The following is a 16,635-nucleotide window of genomic DNA, read 5'->3' as shown; positions in this document are numbered from 1 at the left end:
TGCCGCCGCCACCGTCCGGGGAGCCTAGTGCAGCCGTTCCGGGCGACCCACCGGCCGACGGTGCCCCCGTCCGGTGCACCCCCGTCCGCCGACGGGCAGACTGCACCGGTGCCCGTTCAGACCGAGCGGCGGATGCGGCTGCCGCCCGATGCCCGGAGCCCGGGTCAGGCGCGCCGGATGGTCCTGGACGCGCTCGACGCCCCGGAGCTCGACGCCCTCGTCGACACCGCGGTGCTGCTCACCAGCGAGCTGTGCGAGAACGCCGTGCTGCACGCCGGCACCGAGTACGAGGTCGAGCTCTGCGTCACCGACACCGAGCTGACGGTCACCGTCAGCGACCACGGGGCGGGCCCGCTGGAGGTCCACCTGGCCCAGCCCCGGCGCCGCTACGGCCGGGCCGCGAGCCACGGGCGCGGGCTGACGATGCTGCAGCGCCTCGCCGCGGCGTGGGGCACCCGCCACGAGGCCGACGGCACCCACCGCACCTGGTTCACGCTGCTGCGCACCGGGGACCCACCGGCGGCGGAGCCCGCGCCCGCACCGCCCGCGGCCGGCGGCCCGGTCCCGGCCGGCTCGGAGCGCACCCGCTGGCTGCTGCACCTGCCAGCCGGGCTGGTGCAGAGCCTGGAGCCCGCGGAGCTGGTGGCCGAGCTGGTTCGCCGGCTGCACGAGGTGCTCGACGCCGGGTCGGTCAGCGTGGAGGTCGACGACGGCGACGGCACCGGCCTGCACGAGCTGGCCCGCACCGGGGAGCCCGGCCCGGCCGGCGTGCTGGAGGTCGTGCTCCCGACCACCGCGCCGCTGCGCGGGCTGCTGCGCGTCACCGGTGACGGGGGTGAGTGGCCGCGCGAGTCCGCCGAGCTGGCCGAGCTCGTGGCGCACCGCATCGCGATGGCGGTGGAGTCGGCGTGGCTGCGCGGGGTCGACCAGCGCCGCCGCGCCTGGATGACCTACCTGGCCGAGACCAGCGAGCTGCTCTCCCAGTCCCTCGACGTCGAGCTGGCCGTGGCCGTCGTGCCGCAGGTCGTGGTGCCGCGGTTGGGCCAGTGGTGCGCGGTGCACCTCGCCGACCCGCTCGGGCGCCTGCGCCTGGCCGCGCTCACCCACGCCGACGAGGACGCGCTGCCCGAGCTGCGGGCCGTGCTCGACCCGGCCGGGCGCCCGGGCCCGCCCGCGGAGCTGCGCGACCGCCTCGCCGACCTGCTCCGCGACGACGGTGCGGGGGCCACCGCGCGGTTCGCCCTGCCCACCGACGGCGTCGCGGTGGCTCTGCGGGCGCGCGGGCGCACGCTGGGCACGCTGGTCGTCGGGCGCCCCGCCGGGCGTCCGCACTCCCCCGAGGACGTCGTGCTGGTCGGCGACATCGCGCGCCGCGCCGGGCTCGCCATCCACAACGCGCAGAGCACCGCGGCCCACGTCGACGTCTCCCAGGCGCTGCAGCAGGCACTGCTGCCCCGCGCGCTGCCCGTCGCCCCCGGCCTGGACCTCGCCGCGCAGTACCTCCCGGCCACCGCGGGCACCGAGGTCGGCGGCGACTTCTACGACGTCCTCACCATCGACCCCGCGCACTGGCTGGTCTCGATCGGCGACGTCTGCGGCAAGGGTGCGCGCGCCGCGGCCCGCACCGGCCTGGTGCGCGACGTGCTGCGTGTGCTCGTCCGCGACGGCCGCACGCTGCCCCGCGCGGTGGAGCTGCTCAACGACGTGATGATGGACGCCGACGACCCGCTGCAGTTCTGCACGCTGGCCGCCGCGCAGGTGAGCAGGCCCGGGCCGGGCGAGCCGCCGGGGTTCGGCGTCGACCTGGTGCTGGCCGGGCACCTGCAGCCGGTCCTGGTCCGCCGCGACGGCACCGCCGGGCTCGTCGGGGCGTTCGGCACGGCCGTCGGGCTGGTCCCCACGGTGTCGCTGACGGCCACCCGGCACCACCTCGGCCCCGGCGACACCCTGCTCGTCTACACCGACGGGGTCACCGAGCGGCGGCGCGGACGCGAGCAGTTCGGGTCCGAGCGCCTGCTCGCCGCGGCGTCCGCGGCGGCCGGGCAGCCCGCCGCGCAGGTGGTGGAGGCGGTGCGCGCGGCCGTCGAGCGCTTCTCCGACCGCCCCCGCGACGACGACATCGCCCTGCTGGCGGTGCGGGCCCTGCCCGCCTGACCCCCGGCCCGGGTGGCACGTCTCACCGCCCGGACCCGTCCCCGCACGCACCCGAGCATGCACCCTGGAGCGCGCGCCCGACCCGAGGAGGAGAACTGTCCACCGCACCCCGGCCCCCACAGGTCCGGTCGCCCAGGACCCGGTCGATCGGCGTGCGGTCCTGGCCGTCGGTCCTGCTGGTCCTGTTCTGCCTCGCCGTCGGCGTCCCGGTCACGGTGGCGCTGACGCCGGGCCAGGACCTCGTCGCGTTCGGGCAGCAGGTCACCGTCGGCGCGCGCGCCCCAGACCTGAGCGTCGCCGGGCCGGCGCAGGTCGTGCAGGTCGGCAACACCGCGCTCGACGTCGACCGGCTGCGCGTCTACGGCCCGCTGCGCCCGCAGATCACCCTCGGCCCGGTGCAGCGCAACGCCGCCGCGCAGGCCGTGCTCGACCCCGACGCCGGTCCGCGGCTGCGCGACGAGGCCGTCGGGGCCGTGACCGGCGCCTTCCTGTCCTGGTACCTGTGGGGCGCGGTGCTGCTCGTCGGGTTCACCCTCGCCGCTTCGGCCGGGGCGGCGGGCCTGCGCACGCTGCTGGTGCTGCGCGCGGAGAGCCGTCTTCCCGGTGGCCACCGCCCGCTGCCCGAGATCTGGTCGGACTGCGTGCGCGGCGCCCGCCGGATGGCCGCGGCCGCCGTCGTCGCCTCCGTGCTGGCGTGGGCGGCGGCCGGGGCGCTGGCCTACGCGGGCGCCGTGAACGGGTTGCGCAACGTCGGCTCGCTCGCGCAGCTGGTCGGGGCGCGGCAGCTCTCACCCGGACCGGTCGGCCCACCGGTGGGCGGGTTCGACGGGGCCGTCATCGGCGACTCGCGGGTGGCCCGCCTCGGCGGACCGCCGCTCCCGGACGGCACGCCCGACGACGTCGCGTGCCAGCGCAGCACCGACTCCCTCGCCCAGCAGATCTCCGCGCTGCGCGGCGACCGCGTGCTCAACCTCGCCTGCCCGTCGGCCACGATCGCCTCCGGGCTGCGCGGGTCGCAGGCGGAGGGCGGGCGCGTGCTCCCTCCGCAGGTCGGGCTGCTCAAGCAGGTGCAGGGCCTGGACTGGGTGGCCGTGGCGGTCGGCCCGAACGACGTGGGCTGGATCGACTTCCTGCTCTACTGCTACGGCGTGCCGGACTGCGCCGACAACCTCACCCAGGGCGAGTTCGACTACCGCCTCGCCGCGTTCGACCGCGCCTTCGGCGAGCTGCTCGCCGACCTCAACGACCTGCCCGGGCGCCCGCAGATCATCGTCGTAACCTCCTACGAGCCGTTCCCACCGGACGCGTCCTGCCCCGACAGCCGCGGGCCCGCGGAGTACCCGGGCCTGGACGAGGAGAAGATCGCGCTGCTCGGCGAACGCAACGACGCCGTCAACGACGTCCTGGTGAACGGGGCGCAGGCGTACGGTTTCGACGTGGCCCGCCCCGCCCTGCGTCCCCTGTGCGGCGCCGAGCGAACCGGTCTGGGCCCGGACCTGCAGGGCCTCACCGACCCCTTCCCGTTCCACCCCACGGGCGTCGGCTCGCTCCGGATGGCGGCCGCGGTGACCCCGCTGCTCGGCCCGCCCCCGCGGCAGGGCGGATAGCCCCGTGTCGGGCCGGTGGGTCCTGCACGTCGACCTCGACGAGTTCCTCGCCGCGGTGGAGGTTCTGCGCCACCCCGAGCTGGCCGGGCGCCCGGTCGTCGTCGGGGGGCGCGGCGACCCCACCGAGCGCGCCGTCGTCGCCACCGCGTCCTACGCCGCGCGCGAGCACGGGATCCGGTCGGGGATGCCGCTGCGGACCGCGGCGAAGCGCTGCCCCGACGTGGTGTTCCTGCCCGCCGACAACCCCGCCTACGAGGCCGTGTCCGCGCAGGTCATGGACGTGCTGCGCGGGCTCGACGGCGTCGTCGTCGAGGTCATGGGGTGGGACGAGGCGTTCCTCGGGGTGCAGACCGACGACGTCGCGGCGTTCGCCCGGCACGTGCAGGAGGCCGTGCACGCGGCGACCGGGCTGCGCAGCACCGTCGGGATCGGCGACAACCTGCTGCGCGCCAAGATCGCGACGGGTTTCGGGAAGCCGCGGGGGGTGTTCGTGCTGACCGCGCAGAACTGGATGGAGGTCATGGGGCACCGGCCGACCCGCGCGCTGTGGGGCATCGGCGTCCGTACCGAGCGGACGTTGGCCGAGCGCGGGCTGCGCACCGTCGCCGACCTCGCCGCCGCCGACCCGGCCGCGCTCGCCGCCGACCTCGGCCCGGCGATGGGGCCCCATTTCGTGCAGCTCGGGCGCGGGATCGGCCGCGAGCACGTCGACCCCACCCCGTGGGTGCCGCGCTCGCACGGCCGCGAGACGACCTTCCAGACCGACCTCGGCGACTGGGACGCGGTCCGCGGCGAGGTCGCGGCGCTGGCCCGGCGCGTGGCCGGGGAGATCGCCGCCGGGGGTACCGGCGCCGGAGGGATCAGCGGGGCGGGACGGCCCGCGCGGCGCGTCGGCGTCACCGTGCGGTTCGTCCCGTTCACGACCCGGACCCGCAGCGCCACCCTGCCCGGCCCGACCACCGACCCCGACGCGCTGGCCGCGGCCGCCCTGGAGGTGCTGGAGCGCTTCCCGAGCCGGCGGGCCGTGCGGCTGCTGGGGGTGCGCGCGGAGTTCTGAGCGCTGCCGGGTACTGAGGCCCGCGGGCTCTACGACTCGGGCAGGATCTCCGCGGCCGGGCTGCCCTCCGGCACGCGCACGACCAGCGCGCCCGGGTCGACGCGCACGGCCATCTCGGTGACGTCGCCGATCGGGTCGCCGTCGATCTGGCTGGCCTGCGGGTCCTCGGCGGTGATGACGACGCGCTCGGCCGTCCAGTGCTCGACGCGCGGGTGCCCGCGGCGGCGGCGGCTGATCACCCGCGCGGCCACGGCGACCCACCCGGGGATGCCCTTGGGCGCGAGGTTGACGATGTCGAACAGCCCGTCGTCGACCTCGGCCTCGGGCATGAGCACGAGCCCGCCGAGCAGCGTGCCGCTGTTGCCGACGAGCACGGTGCGGGTGCGGCGGCGCATCTCCGGACCGTCGTCCAGGCGGATCGTCACGCGGGTGCGGCGCCCGCGGATCGCCCGCAGCCCGGACACCACGTAGGCCAGCGGCCCGACGCGCGCCTTGAGCGCTTCGGGCGTGTTGCCCATCACCTCGGCGTCGAAGCCGGTGCCGGCCATGACGAGGAACGCCCGCTCCTCCTCGGCGCCGTCGACGCGGACGCGGCCGATGTCGATCGTGCGGTCGTCGCCGGTGAGCGCGACGCGGGTGGCCGCGTCCATCTCCAGCGGCGTGCCCAGCGTGCGGGCCAGCAGGTTGCCGGTGCCGGCGGGCAGCAGCCCCATCGCCACGCCGGTGCCGGCGAGCGCCTGGGCGACCGAGCGGACGGTGCCGTCGCCGCCGCAGGCCATGACGACGTCGACGCCCTGCTCGACGGCCTTCTGCGCCTGGCCGGTGCCCGGGTCCTCCACGGTGGTCTCGAGCCACAGCGGCTCCGCCCACCCCAGCTCGACGCACAGCGCCGCGATCGAATCGTGCGTCCCGGGGTCGATCTTGGTGGGGTTCGCGACGACGGCGGCCAGCGGCCGGTCGTCGGGGTCCTCGGCGTGCAGCTCGGTGCCGGGACGGGAGCGGGTGTTGCGCATGGCGAGAGTCAACACCACACCGAAGAGGAGCACAGCGAGGAGGACGACGACCACCCAGGTCGCCCCGGAGGCGGACACGCGCGCACTGTACGAGCACGGCGGCGCGCGCGGACGCCGACGCCCGCCCGGTCCCCGGGTCGCGCCGGTGGGCCGGACGGGAGAAGGTGTCGCCATGCGTGTGCTGGTGACCGGAGCGTCCGGGTTCGTGGGCGGGCGGCTGTGCCCTGCGTTGGTCGAGGCGGGGCACGACGTGCGGGCGATGACCCGCCGCCCCGACTCCTACGATGGGGCGGGCACGCCCGTCCGCGGCGACGTCCACGACGCCGCCTCGCTGGCCGAGGCCCTGCAGGGGCAGGACGCGGCGTACTACCTCGTGCACTCCCTCGACGACCCCCGCTTCGCCGAGCGCGACGCCGAGGCCGCCCGCACGTTCGGGAAGGCCGCTGCCGACGCCCGGGTGTCGCGGATCGTCTACCTCGGCGGGCTCGGCGACGACTCCGACGACCTGTCCGCGCACCTGCGCAGCCGCCGCGAGGTCGAGCGGATCCTGGGCGGGTCCGCCGTGCCGCTCACCGTGCTGCGCGCCGGGATCATCGTCGGGCACGGCGGCATCTCCTGGGAGATGACGCGCCAGCTCGTCGAGCACCTCCCGGCCATGATCACCCCGCGCTGGGTGCGCACGCGGACGCAGCCGATCGGCGTCGACGACGTGGTCCGCTACCTCGTCGGCGTGCTGGAGGTGCCGGCCACCGAGGGCCGCACGTTCGACATCGGCGGCACCGAGGTGCTCGCGTACGTCGAGATGCTGCGCCGCGTCGCCGTCATCGAGGGCCGCACGATGATCGTCGTCCCGGTGCCGTTCCTGTCGCCGCAGCTCTCGAGCCGCTGGCTGTCGCTGGTCACCGACGTCGACGTGCAGACCGGGCGCAACCTCGTCGATTCGATGTCGAACGAGGTGGTCGTGCGCGACGCCGCGATCCGCGACCTCGTACCGTTCGAACCCATGGACTACGACGCCGCCGTGCTCGCGGCCCTGGGCGACCGCGCGCGGGCGGCCCGCCGGTGAAGGTCACGACCTGGCTCCCCCGCTGGCTGACCGAGAAGGTGCCGCGCGACCACCGGGAGACCGACGCCCGCTTCCGCCGCCGTCGCCGGGTCGTCGCCGCGACGTCGCTGGCCGGGGCCGGGATGCTCGGCGCCGGGCTCTCGACCAGGCCGGACTCCCCCGCCTTCTACGGCATCACGCTGGGCACCGCGGCCACCTGGGTGATCGGCGGCCTGGCCTCGGGCAAGCTGCACCTGGGCTGGATGCAGTACGGCGAGAACCTGCGCCGCCCGCTGGTCACCCCGGTCCTCACCGGCGTCGGCGCCTTCGGGGCCTTCTACGCCGCCGCGCTGGTCGCCAAGCGCGTCCCTGTGCTCGACCGCGCGATCTCGTCGGTGCTGCAGTACGCCGACCAGGGCAGCGACGGGCTCGTCGTGCTCACCACGCTGGCCAACGGCGCGGCCGAGGAGGTCTTCTTCCGCGGCGCGCTCTACGCGGCGGTCGGTGAGAAGCGGCCGGTCGTGGCGTCGACGGGGGTCTACATGCTGGCCACCGTCGCCACCCGCAACCCCGCGCTCGTCCTCGCCTCCGGGGTGATGGGCGCGCTGTTCGGGCTGCAGCGCCGCTCGTCGGGCGGCATCCAGGCGCCGCTGCTCACGCACCTGACCTGGTCGACGCTGATGCTGCGCTACCTGCCGCCGCTGTTCCGCGAGGAGCCGTTCGTGAAGACGCCCAGCGAGCCGAGCAGCCGGTCGACGTCGGCGTCGTCGCTGTAGGGCGCGAGCCCGATCCGCAGCGACCCGGCGTCGCCCAGACCCAGGCGGCGGGACGCCTCGAGCGCGTAGAACGAGCTCGCCGGGGCGTTGACGTCGTGCTCGGCGAGGAAGCGGTAGGCGTCGGCGGGGTCGCGGCCCTCGAAGCCGACCAGCAGGGTCGGGGTGCGGCGGGCGGCCCGGGAGTGGACCGTGACGCCCGGCAGCGCGGCCAGGCCCTCCTCGATGCGCCGGCGCAGGCGGTCCTCGTGGGCCTGCACCGCCGTCATCGACACGACGAGCCGCTCGCGCCGCGAGCCCTCGCCGGGCACGAGCCCGGCCAGGAAGTCGACGGCCGCGGTCGTGCCGGCCAGCAGCTCGTAGGGCAGCGTGCCCAGCTCGAAGCGCTCCGGCACGGCGTCGGAGGACGGCAGCAGCTTGGCCGGGCGCAGCGTCTCCAGCAGCGCGGGCGCCGCGGCGAGCACGCCGCAGTGCGGGCCGAGGAACTTGTAGGGCGAGCAGGCGTAGAGGTCGGCGCCCAGCTCGGTGACGTCGACGACCGCGTGCGCGGTGAGGTGCACCCCGTCGACGTGCACGAGCGCGCCCACCTCGTGCGCCCGGTCGGCGATCGCGCGGACCGGGGGTCGCGTGCCGATCAGGTTCGACGCGCCGGTGACCGCCACCAGCCGGGTGCGGTCCGACAGCACGGTCGCCACGTCGTCGAGCTCACCGGTGGCGGGGTCGAAGTCGAGCCACCGCACGGTCGCGCCGACGGCCTCCGCGGCGATCACCCAGGGCCGGATGTTGGCGTCGTGGTCCAGGCGGGTGACGACGACCTCGTCGCCCGGGCCCCAGCCGGCGGCGAGCGTGCGGGCGAGGTCGAAGGTCAGCGCGGTCATGCTGCGGCCGAAGACGATGCCGCCCGGGTCGGCGGCGAGCAGGTCGGCCATCGCGGCGCGGGCGGCGAGCACGATCGCGTCGGCGGCGCGCTCCGCGGCCGTGACGGTGCCGCGGTTGGCCAGCGGCGAGGTCATCGTCGTCGCCACCGCCTGCGCGACGACGTCGGGCACCTGCGAGCCGCCGGGCCCGTCGAAGTGCGCGTAACCCGCCTTCAGCGACGGGAAGTGTTCTCTGACCGAGGCGACGTCGAGGCTCACGCCCGTCACCCTGCCACGACCCGGCGCAGGAGCGCCTCGCACGCGTCGGCGGTCGGGGGCTCGGGCGCCAGCAGCGCCTGCAGGGTGAAGCCGTCGACGGCGGCGGTGAGGGCGTCGGCGGTGAGGTCGTCGAACCGGCCGCGCAGGGCGGTGCGCAGCAGCCCGATCCACTCCGCGCTGCGCGCCCGCAGCGCGCGGCGGCGCAGGCCCGCGGCGTAGAGCTCGTAGTCGAGCACCGTGCGGGCGGCGTGCTCGGTCACGAACCCGACCGTCATCGCCGCCAGCGACCGGCAGACCTCCGGCGCGCCCGCGTCCGGCGCCAGCGCGGCGTCCCAGGCCGCGATCCGCGCGCGGGACTGCTCCAGGGCGAGGTCGACGGCGGCGAGCAGCAGGTCGTCGAGGTCGCGGAAGTAGTAGGTGGTCGAGCCCAGCGGCACCCCGGCGCGGGCGGCGACGGCGCGGTGGGTGATCGCGTGCAGCCCGTCGCGGCCCATGAGCTCGACGGCGGCGACCACGATGCGCTCGCGGCGGCCGGGGTCGTTGGGGCCCCTGGTCATAGATTGACCACCACGACCCCGAGCGCGACCAGCGCGATCCCGGCGATCCCCCCTGCGGAGAGCCGGTCGCCGAACAGCAGCACGCCCCCGAGCGTCACCACGACGCTGCCGACGCCCACCCACACGGCGTAGGCGACGCCGAGCGGGAGCGTCAGCAGGGCGCGCGAGAGCAGGAACAGCGTCAGGGTGAAGCCCAGCAGCGCCGCCGCCCCGACGAACGGGTGCGCGAAGCCGTCGGAGGCCTTGAGCAGCAGCGTCGAGCAGATCTCGGCCGCTATCGCGCCGGCCATCGGCCACCACGGGATGCGGGACCTTCGAGCCGTGGTGGGTGCGCCGATCGGGCCGGCCGCCGTGGCCATCAGAGGGTCCCGGTCAGGTTGAGCAGCACCACGCCGCCGACGATCAGGCCCACGCCTGCGAGGCGGGCCGCGGTGATCCGCTCGCCGAACACCGTCCGCCCGACGACGGTGAGCAGCACCGCCGCTCCCCCGCCCCACACGGCGTGGATGACGCCGACCGGCAGGTGCTCCATGAGCAGCCCCAGCGCGACGGTCGCCACGCCGTAGCCCAGCGCCGTCCCGACCACCGGCCAGAACCGCCGGAAGCCCCGCGACAGCTTCAGCGAGGTCGACCCCACCACCCCGGACACGACGGCGAGGACGAGCAACCCGAAGACCATGTGTACAACTGTACATAAATGACCTCGCACACCCGGTGGTGACCTCGCACACCGTCGGCGGTGTGCGAGGTGCGCACCCGGTGTGCGAGGTGCCCGCGGCACCGGGACCGGCGCACGGTTTGTCGGGGGCGGGAGCGTGATCGCGCCATGCTCGACCGGTCGCTGCTCGACGGTCCGCTCCCCCGGGGGCTGCTCGAGGCGGGCGGGGCGGCGCTGGTCGCGCTCCTGCTCCCCGCGGGCGCCGGTGGTGGGGACGGGCGGTGCTCCTCGCCGCGGCCGTGCTCACCGGCGCCGCGGTGCTCGTCGTCGACGTGCGCTGGCAGCTCTTCCCGACCCGGTCCCGCCCCTGGTCGTGCCGACCGTGGGGGTCGGGCCGGTCGCGGTGGGTTCCAGCCGCGCCACGAACCGCTGTTCCTCACCCGACCCGGTCGCGCTGCCCGCGGTCGGGGTGGCCGTGGGGCGCGCCTACCTGCCCGATCTGACCGCTCGTCAGCCCGCCCGCCTCGTCGCGCGCCTGCGGGACGCCCGACCGCGGGCCGACCCCGCCCGTCGCGCACACGGGGCCGACCGGCGCAGGCCAGGCAACCCCACTGGATCCCGGAATCTCGGCCAGTACCCTCGCCCGGGTCGCATAAACCGTCGAGAGGGCCCGGGTGGTGCGCGAGAACAGGGAGACCGACGAGGTCCTGGTGTGCATGGCGCAGCGCCTGCAGGGCCAGCTCGAGCGGCAGCTCACCCTCGTGGAGCGCCTCCAGGTGCACGGCGGCGACGAGTCGCTGGCCGACCTCGCCGAGCTGCGCACGTCGCTGCAGCGCTCGCTGCGCGGCAGCGAGAACCTGCTGGCCCTGGCCGGTGCGCAGCAGGGCCCGCGCTCCCGCGGCCCCCGGTCGGTCGCCGAGGTGCTGGCCGACGCCCGCGCCGGCGTCGACGACGTCACCCGCGTCGGCCTCGGGCCCGCGCCCGACACCAGCATCGCCCCGCGCGCCGTGTCCGGGCTGGTCGCGCTGTTCACCGAGCTCCTCGCGCACGGGCTCGCGGTCGCCGCCCCGCTCACCCGGGTCGACGTCGCGAGCGCGCGGTCGGAGGACGGCGGCGTGGTCGTCGAGGTCGTCGTCGACGGGCCGTCGGCGTCGGCCGGTGAGCTCGACGAGCTCAACCGCCGCCTCGGCAACCGTCCGATCATCGACGACATCGTCTCCAACCGCGTCGGCCTGTTCGTCGCGGCCCGGCTCGCCCGGCGCTGCGGCGCCGGGCTGCGGGTGCAGCACCGGCGGGGTCCGCTCGCCGGGTCCGGGTTCGTCGTCGTGGTGCACTGCCCGCCCGACCTGCTCGACGCCGTCGCCTTCGCGGCCCCCGACGCCCCGCGCGCCTGGAACCGGGAGCCCGCCGGGCGTCCGGGGAACGGGCACCCGGCGAACGGGCGGGGCAACGGCAACGGCAACGGGAACGGGAACGGGAACGGGAACGGGAACGGGAACGGGAACGGGAACGGTCACCCGGCCAACGGGAGCAACGGTCGTCCCGGGTCCTTCGGCGGGTCCGGGTCGTACGGCGGGTCCGGGTCGTACGGTGGGCCCCCGTCGCAGCCGGTCCGGCGCCCCGATCCCCTGTCGGATCCGCTGCCCGGGTTCGTGCGGCGGGAGAAGGTGGAGCCGACGGGGTTCGACGCTCCGCGCCCGGACGTTCCGGCGTCCGACGGGCCGCGGCTGGACCAGGCCCGGCCTGTGGAGCGTTCCGAGGAGCCGTTCGGCGACCCGGGTACGGGGCCGAACGGGTCCGGTGGCGGCGATCGCGATCCTCTCGGTACCGGGGCCGGCGGCCCGGGTGCCGACGTCCTCGGTCGCGCCGGCGGCGGGCCGGGGTACGGCGACCGGGCGCGGGACGACCAGGGCTGGAACGGCGCAGGTCCGAGCCGCGGCGAGCCGGGCCGCAACGGATCGGTGCACGGCGAGGCCGGCCGCGTCGACGCGGCCCGGGGCGACCTGGGGCGCAACGACCGCGGACGCGACGACCTCGGCCTGGACGATCTCGGACTGGGCGACCCGCTCCGCCCGGAGCCGGACCGCCGCGACCCGCTCGGCACCGGCCGGCCCGGGGCCGGCGCCTTCGAGTCCGGCGCGTTCGAGTCCGGCGCCACCGACCGGTCCCGGCCCGACCTGCCGCGCCGGGAACCGCAGCGCCGCGATGCGCCGCGGGTGGAGCCGGCGCCGTTCTCCGCGCCCTCGCGTTCGGGGTCGGCCGATCCCCCGCCGCACCGGACGGGTTCCGACCTGCCGCGCCGGGATGTCCCCGGACTCCCTCGCCGCGGCGAGCCCGCGCGCGCCGAGGGCCCGGCGTCCGGTGACCGGTCGTCCGGAGCCCGGTCGTCCGGAGCCCGGTCGTCCGAGGTCCAGCCGTTCGGGGGCACGCCCTTCGGCGCCGCTGCGCCGGGCGGCGCGCCGTTCGGTGGATCGCCGCTCACCGCCCGGCCCCTCGACGGCCCGGACGTGCACCGGCCGGACCCGTACCGGTCCGACGTGCAGCGCCCCGATCCCCAGCGGTCCGATCCCCAGCGGTCCGATCCCCAGCGGTCCGACCTCCAGCGGTCCGACCTCCAGCGGTCCGAGGTCCGGAGTCCCGGGGTCCGGAGTCCCGAGCACCGGTCCGAACCCCTGTGGCGCGACGAGCCGCGCCGCCCCGAGGACCCCTTCCGGCCCGGTGGCGCCGTGCGGCCGGTCGAGCCGCCGGTCCGCCCGGACCCGATGGCGCCGGACACCCTCTGGGACGACGACGACGCCCCGCTCACCAGCGGCAGCGGCGACGCCGAGCTGTTCGGCCCACTCACCAGCTCCCTGCGCGACCGCATGCGCGAGATGGCGCCCACCCCGATCTACGAGGCCGTGGCGTCGGCGTGGTTCGTCGACAGCGAGACCGAGGCCGCCGGCCGGGCCGCGGGCGCCCCGCCCCAGGACTGGAACACCCCCAGCGACGCCGAGTGGCGCGCCGCCTCCGAGCGCGCCTCCCGACCCGGCCAGCCGGAGGCGTCCACCCCGGCCGGGCTCCCCCGCCGCCGCCCGGGCACGCAGATGGTGGCCCCGCCGCGGGGCGGCACGCCCGCCCCGCCCAACGGGTCGCGCGACCGCGAGCCCGAGCGGGTCCGCGAGCGCCTCGCCGTCTACCAGCAGGGCCTGGAGCGCGGGCGCCACCGCGCCTCCGACGCCGACCGCTGACCGGCCGCCGAACCCGCCGCTGCCTCAGCCGCTGCCCCATCGCCGCGCGGCACGCCCGACCCCGCCGCGGCGCCCGCTCTATGCTCGCGCGATGCCGCAGTTCAGGATCTCCGAGGTCGCCCGCCTGCTCGGTGTCAGTGACGACACCGTCCGCCGCATGGTGGACCAGGGGACGCTGCCGGTGAGGCGCGACGAGTCCAACCGGCGCGTCGTCGACGGCGAGGCGCTCGCCGCGTTCACCCGCGAGCACGCCCGCGCCGTCCCCGACCCCTCCGACGTGCACCGCTCCGCCCGCAACCGCTTCGTCGGCCTCGTGACCCACGTCGTGCAGGACACGGTGATGGCGCAGGTGGAGATCCAGTGCGGCCCGCACCGGGTCGTGTCGCTGATGAGCAGCGAGGCGGTGCGCGAGCTCGACCTGCGGCCCGGGGTGCTGGCCGTCGCGGTGGTGAAGTCGACGAACGTGGTGGTGGAGACGCCCCAGCGCCTCCCCGTCCACCGGTCGGACGCGTCGGACTGACCCCGCCGGTCGCACGTGGCGGTCGTCCCGAGGACCGCGGTGTGCGACCCACGACGACCACCACCCGATCCATGGCGCGGGGCGGGCGGCGAGGCGGGGTCGACGCCGGCCCGGCGGGGTCCCACCCCACCGCGCGCCGGCCTCCTCGCCCACCACTCCCGGCTGCGCGCGCCGGTTTCCGCCACCCGCACACCGGTTGATCGCCGCACACCGCACCCCACGGTCACCGGCACGACCGTGAGGTGCGGGCAACAGCGATCACCACCGCGCCCCCGAACCACGCCCGACGGCGTTCCGCGGAACGCGACACCATCGAGGAGCAGGGGCCGTGAGCCTCCCGCAACCCCGCCGCAAACTCCGGCGCGGACGGAAACCTCACGGCACTCCCGAGGCAACCGTCCGGCAACGGACCGGCCCTGTAATGGCTCCTGACCACACATCACCGCCGCTGGTGGCCACCGCGAGCCCCCAGGAGCTGATCACCGATGCCCGCGCAGTGCACCACCGCGCCTTCCCACCTGCACGTCGTCCCCGACTCCGTCCGCGCCGGGATCGACGGGACCCACCGCTCGGTCGTCGTCGTGGGCGGGGGCCAGGCCGGGCTGTCCGCGAGCTGGTGGCTCGCGCAGCGCGGGATCGACCACGTCGTGCTCGAGTCGTCGACGGCCGGGCACGAGTGGGCCGACCGCCGCTGGGACTCCTTCTGCCTCGTCACCCCCAACTGGCAGTGCGCGCTGCCCGGCTTCCCCTACGACGGGCCCGACCCCGACGGGTTCATGGTCCGCGAGGAGATCGGGGCGTACCTGGAGGAGTTCGTGGCGTCGTTCGACCCGCCGCTGGTCGAGGGCGTGCGGGCCACGGCGCTGCGGGCGCGCAAGGACGGCGCCTTCGAGATCCGCACCGACCGGGGCACGCTGTCGGCCGACCAGGTCGTCGTCGCGACCGGGCCCTACCAGGTGCCGCGCACGCCGCGGATGGCCGAGCGCCTGCCCGACGACGTGCTGCAGCTGCACTCCTCGCAGTACCGCAACCCCGGGCAGCTGCCCGAGGGTGCGGTACTGGTCGTCGGCACCGGTCAGTCGGGCTGCCAGATCGCCGAGGACCTGCACCTCGCCGGGCGCACCGTGCACCTGGCCACCGGCACCGCGCCCCGGGTCGCCCGGTTCTACCGCGGCCGCGACTGCGTCGCCTGGCTCTCGGAGATGGGCACCTACACCAAGGGCATCGACCAGTTCGCCGACGCCGAGTCGGTGCGCCACCGCACCAACCACTACGTCACCGGGCGCGACGGCGGCCGCGACATCGACCTTCGGAGGTTCGCCCTGGAGGGCATGGCCCTGCACGGGCGCCTCACCCGCATCGCCGACGGCGTCCTGCACTTCGACGGGTCGCTGCGCGCGAACCTCGACGGCGCCGACGCCGTGTGCGAGGGCATCAAGGACTCCATCGACGCCCACATCGCCGCGCACGGCATCGACGCGCCGCTCGAGGAGCGGCCCGGGCCGGTGTGGACCCCCATCTCCGAGGACCCCGAGCACATCGACCTGGCCGCGGCCGGTATCACGACGGTGATCTGGTCGACCGGCTACGGCCGCGACGACCGCTGGATCGAGCTCCCCGTCTTCGACGGCCGCGGCTACCCCACCCACGACCGCGGCGTCTCCAGCCAGCCGGGCCTGTACTTCGTCGGCCTGCCCTGGCAGTACACCTGGGGCTCGGGCCGGTTCGCGGGCGTCGCCGCCGACGCCGAGCACGTCGTGCGCCGGATCGTCGACACCCGCCTGAGCCAGGTCGCCGACGGCCTGCACTGGCTGGCCGGCACGCCGTCGAGCACGTTCCCCCGCGACGAGGACTGGGTCGCCCCGCGCAGCGCGAGCTGACCGTCCCCCGACCCGCCCACCGTCCTGGAGGACGCCGTGCCCACGACCCGGATCGCCACCGTCTCCGCCCCCTTCGACCGCGACCTCGAGGCCGGGTTCACCCGCATCGCCGCCCTGGTCGCCCAGGCCCGCGACGCCGGCGCCGCGCTGCTCGCCCTGCCCGAGGCGGCGCTCGGCGGCTACGTCTCCGACCTGGGCGGGTCCGCCGCCCCGCCCCCGGCGTTCGCGCTCGACGGACCGGTGATCGCCCGGCTGGCGCGCCTGGCCGGCGACGTCGTCGTCACCGCCGGGTTCTGCGAGGACGCCGACGACGGCCTGTACAACTCGGCGGTCTGCGTGAACGGCGACGGCGTGCTCGGCAGCTACCGCAAGACCCACCAGCCGCTGCTGGAGGGCGCCACCTACGCGGCCGGCAGCACCGTCGGCGCCTTCGACACGCCGATCGGCCGGATCGGCATGCAGATCTGCTACGACAAGGCGTTCCCCGAGGTGGCGCGCACGCTGGCGCTCGACGGCGCGCGGGTGATCGTGTCGATGTCGGCGTGGCCGGTGAGCGCCACCGACCCGCACCCCGACCCCGCGCAGGACCGCTGGACCCGCCGCTTCGACCTCTACGACCGCGCCCGCGCCCTGGAGAACCAGGTCGTGTGGGTCGCGGCCAACCAGTACGGCTCGTTCGGCTCGATGACGTTCGCGGCGAACGCCAAGATCGTCGACCCGGGCGGGGAGATCGTCGCCGCCACGGGGCAGACGGCGTCGATGGTGACGGCCGACTTCGACCTCGTCGCCGACATCGACGCCCACCGCTCCGGCATGGGCAACCTGCGCGACCGCCGCCCGGAGCTCTACGGGGCGCTCACCCGGCCGGCGCTGCTGGCCGTCTGACCCGGCGCCCGCCCGGGACCGGGCCGCCGCGGCACGGGTGGGCGCGGGGCGCGATCCGCCACTGATGCACGGGACCGGTGCACATGTGAGACACCACGGCGACGTCGCATCGGGCAGGGT

General features: G+C 76.3%; 14 protein-coding genes. 9 read left to right on the top strand and 5 right to left on the bottom strand.

The features are described 5' to 3' along the window. The first annotated feature begins 108 nt into the window (after positions 1 to 108). From I4I82_RS30355 to I4I82_RS30345, 3 genes are all read left to right on the top strand, one after another. The gene (locus I4I82_RS30355; RefSeq protein WP_218590695.1) at positions 109 to 2,154 is read left to right on the top strand and encodes a SpoIIE family protein phosphatase; all 2,046 of its coding nucleotides are present in this window, start codon (positions 109 to 111) and stop codon (positions 2,152 to 2,154) included. 152 nt (positions 2,155 to 2,306) lie between these two features. Further along, on the top strand, positions 2,307 to 3,761 hold the full coding sequence (locus I4I82_RS30350) for an SGNH/GDSL hydrolase family protein (protein WP_226370334.1): 1,455 nt from the start codon (positions 2,307 to 2,309) through the stop codon (positions 3,759 to 3,761). A 4-nt stretch (positions 3,762 to 3,765) separates the two neighbouring features. Then, the gene (locus I4I82_RS30345) at positions 3,766 to 4,818 is read left to right on the top strand and encodes a DNA polymerase IV (protein WP_218590694.1); all 1,053 of its coding nucleotides are present in this window, start codon (positions 3,766 to 3,768) and stop codon (positions 4,816 to 4,818) included. A 29-nt stretch (positions 4,819 to 4,847) separates the two neighbouring features. Here I4I82_RS30345 and I4I82_RS30340 read toward each other — a convergent pair whose 3' ends face one another. Continuing rightward, positions 4,848 to 5,909, bottom strand: a complete 1,062-nt coding sequence (locus I4I82_RS30340; RefSeq protein ID WP_218590693.1) for a diacylglycerol/lipid kinase family protein — start codon at positions 5,907 to 5,909, stop codon at positions 4,848 to 4,850. Positions 5,910 to 6,003: 94 nt separating this feature from the next. Here I4I82_RS30340 and I4I82_RS30335 point away from each other — a divergent pair, with 94 nt between their 5' ends. Together I4I82_RS30335 and I4I82_RS30330 are read left to right on the top strand one after the other, a co-directional pair. After that, positions 6,004 to 6,897, top strand: coding sequence for an NAD(P)H-binding protein (locus tag I4I82_RS30335; RefSeq protein ID WP_218590692.1), 894 nt, complete (start codon positions 6,004 to 6,006; stop codon positions 6,895 to 6,897). Beyond that, entirely contained in the window at positions 6,894 to 7,652 is a 759-nt protein-coding gene (locus I4I82_RS30330; RefSeq protein ID WP_226370333.1) for a CPBP family intramembrane glutamic endopeptidase, read from the top strand. The genes I4I82_RS30335 and I4I82_RS30330 overlap by 4 nt, the downstream gene beginning before the upstream one ends. On the opposite strand, the gene I4I82_RS30325 is transcribed toward I4I82_RS30330, so the two are convergent. The 4 genes from I4I82_RS30325 to I4I82_RS30310 all read right to left on the bottom strand — a co-directional run bounded on the left by I4I82_RS30325 (position 7,565) and on the right by I4I82_RS30310 (position 10,021). Next, the gene (locus I4I82_RS30325) at positions 7,565 to 8,785 is read right to left on the bottom strand and encodes a cysteine desulfurase-like protein (RefSeq protein ID WP_218590691.1); all 1,221 of its coding nucleotides are present in this window, start codon (positions 8,783 to 8,785) and stop codon (positions 7,565 to 7,567) included. The two genes, I4I82_RS30330 and I4I82_RS30325, sit on opposite strands and share 88 nt — an antisense overlap. Positions 8,786 to 8,790: 5 nt before the next feature. Beyond that, a complete protein-coding gene (locus I4I82_RS30320) occupies positions 8,791 to 9,342 on the bottom strand; it encodes a TetR/AcrR family transcriptional regulator (protein WP_218590690.1) in 552 nt (183 codons plus the stop codon). Continuing rightward, positions 9,339 to 9,632, bottom strand: a complete 294-nt coding sequence (locus tag I4I82_RS30315; RefSeq protein ID WP_218590689.1) for an SMR family transporter — start codon at positions 9,630 to 9,632, stop codon at positions 9,339 to 9,341. The genes I4I82_RS30320 and I4I82_RS30315 overlap by 4 nt, the downstream gene beginning before the upstream one ends. A gap of 68 nt (positions 9,633 to 9,700) precedes the next feature. After that, the gene (locus I4I82_RS30310; protein ID WP_218590688.1) at positions 9,701 to 10,021 is read right to left on the bottom strand and encodes a DMT family transporter; all 321 of its coding nucleotides are present in this window, start codon (positions 10,019 to 10,021) and stop codon (positions 9,701 to 9,703) included. A gap of 656 nt (positions 10,022 to 10,677) precedes the next feature. Here I4I82_RS30310 and I4I82_RS30305 point away from each other — a divergent pair. The 4 genes from I4I82_RS30305 to I4I82_RS30290 all read left to right on the top strand — a co-directional run bounded on the left by I4I82_RS30305 (position 10,678) and on the right by I4I82_RS30290 (position 16,515). Then, on the top strand, positions 10,678 to 13,230 hold the full coding sequence (locus tag I4I82_RS30305; protein ID WP_218596290.1) for a hypothetical protein: 2,553 nt from the start codon (positions 10,678 to 10,680) through the stop codon (positions 13,228 to 13,230). A gap of 91 nt (positions 13,231 to 13,321) precedes the next feature. Beyond that, positions 13,322 to 13,750 (top strand): TOBE domain-containing protein, encoded by a 429-nt coding sequence (locus I4I82_RS30300; RefSeq protein ID WP_218590808.1) that lies wholly within the window; start codon positions 13,322 to 13,324, stop codon positions 13,748 to 13,750. Positions 13,751 to 14,235: 485 nt separating this feature from the next. Beyond that, positions 14,236 to 15,630: an MSMEG_0569 family flavin-dependent oxidoreductase gene (locus I4I82_RS30295; protein ID WP_225920725.1), complete on the top strand. Its 1,395-nt coding sequence runs from the start codon at positions 14,236 to 14,238 to the stop codon at positions 15,628 to 15,630. A 36-nt stretch (positions 15,631 to 15,666) separates the two neighbouring features. After that, positions 15,667 to 16,515 carry a carbon-nitrogen hydrolase family protein gene (locus I4I82_RS30290; protein ID WP_218590809.1) on the top strand — a complete coding sequence of 283 codons (849 nt, stop codon included), beginning with the start codon at positions 15,667 to 15,669 and terminating at the stop codon, positions 16,513 to 16,515. Positions 16,516 to 16,635: the final 120 nt, after the last annotated feature.

The sequence above is a fragment of the Pseudonocardia oceani genome (assembly GCF_019263585.2).
Lineage (GTDB): Bacteria > Actinomycetota > Actinomycetes > Mycobacteriales > Pseudonocardiaceae > Pseudonocardia > Pseudonocardia oceani.
This window is presented reverse-complemented; position numbering and strand designations above follow the sequence as displayed.